Source organism: Pseudomonas sp. ES3-33 (assembly GCF_000952175.1).
Taxonomy (GTDB): Bacteria; Pseudomonadota; Gammaproteobacteria; order Pseudomonadales; family Pseudomonadaceae; genus Aquipseudomonas; species Aquipseudomonas gregormendelii.
Genome location: NZ_JZRI01000106.1, coordinates 1 through 5813, shown reverse-complemented (window position 1 = coordinate 5813; position 5813 = coordinate 1). Strand labels below are relative to the sequence as shown.

3 protein-coding genes and 1 tRNA gene are annotated in these 5813 nt (G+C 61.3%); 1 reads left to right on the top strand and 3 read right to left on the bottom strand.

The window, feature by feature from the left end; all coding sequences use genetic code 11:
* Nucleotides 1–187 precede the first annotated feature (187 nt).
* From UB23_RS18540 to UB23_RS18530, 3 genes are all read right to left on the bottom strand, one after another.
* A complete protein-coding gene (locus UB23_RS18540; RefSeq protein ID WP_045060758.1) occupies nt 188–1483 on the bottom strand; it encodes a virulence factor family protein in 1296 nt (431 codons plus the stop codon).
* Nucleotides 1483–4125 carry a bifunctional lysylphosphatidylglycerol flippase/synthetase MprF gene (gene mprF / locus UB23_RS18535; protein WP_045060757.1) on the bottom strand — a complete coding sequence of 881 codons (2643 nt, stop codon included), beginning with the start codon at nt 4123–4125 and terminating at the stop codon, nt 1483–1485. Before mprF ends, UB23_RS18540 begins: the two co-directional genes overlap by 1 nt.
* A gap of 277 nt (nt 4126–4402) precedes the next feature.
* A tRNA-Met gene (locus UB23_RS18530) sits at nt 4403–4479 on the bottom strand.
* Between the two features lie 296 nt (nt 4480–4775).
* Here UB23_RS18530 and dinB point away from each other — a divergent pair.
* Nucleotides 4776–5813 (top strand): DNA polymerase IV (dinB, locus tag UB23_RS18525; protein WP_045060756.1); only part of this gene is annotated, 1038 nt, incomplete at its 3' end.

Here is a 5813-nt window from a genome sequence, read left to right as displayed (position 1 = left end):
TCGACTTGGTCGACAACCGACAATTTAAAAGTCAGCGTGTAATCTCTCTGGCTACGTTTTTCGCCCGTATTCATTGCACCTTCCTGATAAGAAGCCAGAAGGTGTAAACCTTATTCAGGACGAGACAGTGCAAATAAAAAAGCCCCCGCCACTGTGAAGTGGCGGGGGGTTTTTTGTGGGGGCTGGATTACTCCTCAGCCACCTTGTCCTTGCTCTGGCGCTTCTCGATCACGTCCACCAGCTGCTGAGCCAGTTTCGGATAGTTCTCGTCAAAGTGATGCCCGCCCGGCAATTTCAACGCCTCCCCCACGGCCGTCTTGTCGGTGCAGCCGCTTTCATCGGCCTCCTCTTCACCGTAGATGCAGACCACTTTCGGCGCTGGCAACTTAGCCATCTCCGGGCCCGTGGCGGCTTCCTTGCCGGCGTTGCCCAGCCACCCCTCGACTTCGATCTCGAAGCTACCGGTGCGGGCGAAGGCCAGCAGGATGATTGCGTCGACGCGTTGCTGCTCGGCGGGCTCCAGGCGGTTGTAGATCGCGGGCAGCACATCGGCGCCAAATGAGTAGCCGGTCAGGACGAAGCGCTTGGTGCCCCATTTCTGCCGGTAGTGCTGCATCAGCTCAGCCAGGTCCAGCGCGCTTTGCTCAGGGCTTTTGTGCTGCCAGTAGTAGCGCAGGGTGTCGATGCCGACCACCGGGTAACCGATTTTCGCCATTTCACCCGCTACGTCACGGTCCAGGTCTCGCCAGCCGCCGTCACCGGAGAGGAACAGGGTGACGGTGTCGTTGGCCTGGCCTGCCGGCACTTCGACGACCGGTATCTGCAAGCCGCCAGCGGCCTTGTCGCCGCCGACCAGGATCTTGCGCAGCTCGTTGTTCAGGACCTGCGGCAGGTTGATGTCGTAGTCGCTGATGCTGGTTTCGGCATTCGGCTGGTCACGTACGAAGCCGGCGCTGGTGTCGTCCGGGTTATCGTTCCAGGCTGCCAGCCAGCGACCGTGCGCTGCGCTTTTTGGCAGCAGGTGGGTGCAGCCGGGTTTTTCCAGGGCCAGGTCCACGGAGACGGCCTGCGCCTTGTCGTCTTTCTGTTCGGACAACCAGCGCCAGGCCAGCACCGCGCCGGGACCGATGCCGCTGACCAGCGTTGCCGGACCGTGGAGCTCGCGCAGGCCCGATTGCAACGCGCGGCTTTGCAGCAGGCAGTCTTTAGGCAGGATCACCTGGACGATCTGCGCCGAGCCGGTACGGCTCAGGGTCAGCAATTGCTTGTCACTGAGCTTTTGGTCCTCATTCACTGCGACCAGCACCTGGGCGCGGGGCGAGGTGCCGGGAGTGACCCGGGTCATCGCCGTGCCGTCGGCTGGCTTGAACGATTCGAGGGTCGGTTCCGGGGCCGGGCGCTTGAGGTACCAGTAACCGCCACCGAGAATCAGGGCCAGCACTACCAGTGTGGCCAGTACATACCGCAGGGAGCGTTGAATCATCAGCGTTTCACCAATCCAGTCAAGCCGCCCGCAATCAGGGCGGCAGTGTCGGCCAGGGCTACCAGCGGATCGAGTCCGGCGGGCACGGCCATATAACGGGGTTCCCAGTCAGGCTGGAACTTGTCTTTGAAGCGGCGCAAGCCTTGGAAGTTGTAGAGCTGCTCACCACGGCGGAAAACCATCGAGCCCAGGCGCTGGGTCAATGGTGCGCCGCGACGGGGTTGCAGCCCCGACAGCGGCACCATGCCCAGGCTGAAGCGCGCGTATCCGTGACTCTTATAATGTTGAATCAGGCCGACCATCATGAATTCCATGGTCAGCTTTGGCGCTTCCGGGTGCGCTCGCATCAGGTCGAGGCTGGCCAGGTCGTGGCCGAATGTCTCGAGCAGATTGGCGAATGCCACCGGGCGGCCTTCGAAGCGGATCACCGCGATGCGGAAATGCTTGAGGTAGTCCTCGCTGAAACGGCCGAGGGAGAAGCCTTTTTCGCGAACGTTCTTGCCGGTCAGCCAGGCATCGGAGATCACCTTGAGCTCATCCATCGGCGCCTGTCCCGGTTCGAAGATCTCCAGCGACAGGCCGTCGCGGGTGCCACGGTTCCAGGTGTAGCGCAGGTCCTTCATCTCCTTGCCCTTGGCTTCCAGGTCGAAGTGCTGCAGATCGACCCGGGCTTCCTCGCCCAGCTTGATCGCGGTCAGGCCGATGTCCATGTAGTACGGCAGGTTTTCGGCGCGTACCTGATAGAACACAGGGCGGGCGTGGTGAATGTCGCACAGGTCGCGGAACTGCCAGATCATTTCGGCCCGTTGCTGGGCCGGTCCAATAGGGTCGTACAAGGCCACCAGGCTGCGGCCACGGCGGGCGTACATCAAGAAAGCCTGCTCGTCGGGGTGGAACAGCAGCGCCTTGTCACCCGTCAGGGCGAGGCCACCGTCCGGTTGAGCGGAAGCCATGAGGATCTTTACCGCCCGGTCCAGCTCGTCAGGCGTCGGCAGGTGGATGACCGGGCGTGCGGTGCGCAGCAGCCAGGTCAGCGACACCACCACCAGCAGTACGGCGGCGCCGAGTAGCGAGCGCAGGCCCCGGGGAGCGTCAGCGTCAAGGGTGAACTGCCACCAGAGTTGATGGCTGTAAGGCACATCCTGGTAGGCAAACAGCAGCAGCCAGATGGATGCACCCAGCACGCACAGGCTCGACACCAGATACAGCGGCGAGAACGGCAGCTCGGTCAGGCGGCTCGGCCGATAGAACGAACGACGGAATACGCCAAGCAGGCTGGCGGTCAGGGTCAACAGGCAGGCTTCTTCCCAGTCAAAGCCCTTGAGCAGGGAGAGCAGGGCGCCTACGAGCAACAGAATGGTGGTCAGCATCCAGGCGGCCGACAGGCGCCGCCGCAGGCCCTGGGCGAGCAGCAGGCAGAGCACGCCGATCAGGCTGGCGCCGAAGTGCGAAGCGTCGACCAGGCGATGGGGGATCAGAAAGCCGATGTGCTCCAGGCGGGTGTCGATTTCCGGCGTCACACCGGAAAACAGCAGCACCACGCCGGACAGGAACACCAGCACCGCCAGGATCGGCGCAGCCAGGCCGGAGGCTGCGCGCAGGGACTGACGGGATTGAAACAGGCGCTGTCCTTCGTTGATCAGCAGGAACACGCAAGCGACCAGCAATGGCAACACCACATAAATCAGCCGATACAGCAGCAGTGCGGCCGCCAGCGGTGCAGCGCCAAGCTTGTCGGCGAAGGCGGCCAGCAGGATTGCTTCGAATACGCCGACCCCGCCGGGCACATGGCTGAGCACCCCGGCAGCCAGCGCCAGCAGGTAGACCAACAGGAAGGCGCCGAAGGGCGGCGCTTCTGGCAACAGCAGGTACAGCACGGTAGCGGCCGCGGCGACATCCAGTGCGGTGATGATCAATTGCAGGAACGTCAGGCGCCGCCCCGGCAGACGCAAGGTGCGGCGCCCGGCCTTGACCAGCAGGTTGTCCGCATAAGGTTGTTCGGGCAGGCGGCGGCGGTAAATGCCGATGGCCAGGACGCTGAACAGTAGCAACACTGCCACGGACACCGCGCCCAGCCAAATCTCGGACAAGCCCAGGGCAGTCGCGGCAGCGGGCAGGTCGCTGAGGGTTGCCAGGGCCGCAAGGGGCGGCAGGGCGCAGCCCAGCGAGAGGCTGGCGAACAGGGTCATGCGCGCCACTTCCGTGGCACCCAGGCCATGCCGTGCATATAGACGGTAGCGCACCGAGCCGCCAGAGAGCATCGACAGGCCGATGGCATTGCCGATCGCAAATGCGGTGAAGCCACCCAGGGCGAGAATTCGCGGTGCCAGCGTCACGCCGGCATAACGGCTGGCCGACCATTCGTAGCCCAACAGAATGATAAAGCCGACCACCGTCGCCGCCAGTGCACCCAGCAAGGCAGGTTTTGGTACCTGGAGAATCGAGTCGTGCAGAGCGTCCAGATCCAGTTCGCTCAACAGATGACGACAGGCAATCAGCGCGATGGCGAACAGCAACAAGGTCACTGCCAGGCCGATTGGCTGGCGGTACTTGCTGATCAGGTCCAGCAGGCGCAAACGCCCGGGCTTGATCGGTTGTGTCGCTGTGACGGAGTCTTGTGGATCAGACGAATTGGCGCGCATCAATCACCTCTTGGATTGTGCGCGACAGGATGGGGGTATCCAGCCAAGTTACCAATCCCTGTAGAAAAAAATAATCACAAATATTAACGCCACTCACCCTCAACAGGTGAAGGCACGCCATGGGCCTGTGCGGTAAACGCCTCGGACCAGCATAGACCTAACTCAAGGCTGGAGTGAAACCAATCGGCCCGTCACAAGGTGACAGATCATTGTTGCGAAAGGACTTTTTCGACAGGCACAAAAAAGGCCACTCTTTCGAGTAGCCTTTTTTGATGTTTGGTTGCGGGAGCCGGATTTGAACCGACGACCTTCGGGTTATGAGCCCGACGAGCTACCAGACTGCTCCATCCCGCGTCTGTGTGTCGGCATTCTACAGAGGATGGCGGGGCTGTCAACCGCCATTCACGAAGAAAACTCTTCCTGTTCAATCGCTTAGCGCAAAACCTCGGTGGCTGAAATGGCTGCAGCGCAGGCGTGGCAAGGGTTACAGCTCTATTGGTAGTAGGTTTTCGATTGAAAAAACAAATTCATCTTTTTTCCGACCCTTGAAAAAGAACATGCCTACTACTGGTGCTATATACAGGTGTCGATGAGATACTGTTGATCTGACTCGCTAAAAACCTTTTTCGCACAATGAACGTCGCTTCTACATGACCCAGCGAAAGATCATCCACGTCGATTGTGACTGCTTCTACGCCGCCATCGAGATGCGTGACGACCCGCGCCTGGCCGGTAAACCTCTTGCCGTGGGCGGCTCAGCGGATCGGCGAGGGGTGATCGCGACCTGCAACTATGAGGCGCGCGCCTATGGAGTACGCTCGGCCATGTCCTCGGGGCACGCGCTGAAGCTGTGCCCGGACCTGACGATCGTCAAGCCGCGCATGGACGCCTATAGAGAAGCCTCGAAGGAAATTCACACGATCTTTCGTGACTACACCGACCTGATCGAGCCACTGTCCCTGGATGAGGCCTATCTGGATGTGTCGGACAGCTCGCATTTTGGTGGCAGCGCGACCCGGGTCGCCCAGGAAATCCGCCGGCGGGTCTCCAACCAGTTGCACATCACGGTCTCGGCCGGCGTGGCGCCCAACAAGTTCCTGGCCAAGATCGCCAGTGACTGGAAGAAACCCAACGGGCTGTTTGTCATCACTCCGGATCAGGTCGAGGACTTTGTCAGTGGCTTGCCAGTGAGTAAATTGCACGGGGTGGGCAAGGTGACTGCGGACAAGCTGGGGCGCCTTGGGATTGTCGATTGCTCGCATTTACGTGAGTGGGAAAAGTTGGCGCTGGTCCGCGAATTCGGCAGTTTTGGTGAGCGATTGTGGAGCCTGGCCCGTGGGATCGATGATCGCCTGGTGCACAATGACAGTCGGCGTCAGTCGATCAGTGTCGAAAACACCTACGACGTGGACTTGCCGGACCTGCTGAGTTGCCTGGACAAGCTCCCCGAATTGCTGGAGACGCTGGCCGGGCGCATGGCGCGGATCGACAGCAGCTATCGGCCGGGCAAGCCGTTCGTCAAAGTGAAATTCCACGATTTCACCCAGACCACGCTGGAGCAGGCCGGGGCAGGGCGGGATCTGGGGAGTTATCAGCTGCTGCTGACCCAGGCGTTCAATCGTGGCGGCAAGCCGGTGCGGTTGTTGGGGGTCGGGGTGCGGCTTGAGGACTGTCTCTTATACACATCT

What these genes read in the sequence shown, in the direction of transcription:
- mprF (WP_045060757.1), bottom strand. Translation starts at nt 4,125, where the DNA reads ATGCGCGCCAATTCGTCTGATCCACAAGACTCCGTCACAGCGACACAA.
- UB23_RS18540 (WP_045060758.1), bottom strand. Translation starts at nt 1,483, where the DNA reads ATGATTCAACGCTCCCTGCGGTATGTACTGGCCACACTGGTAGTGCTG.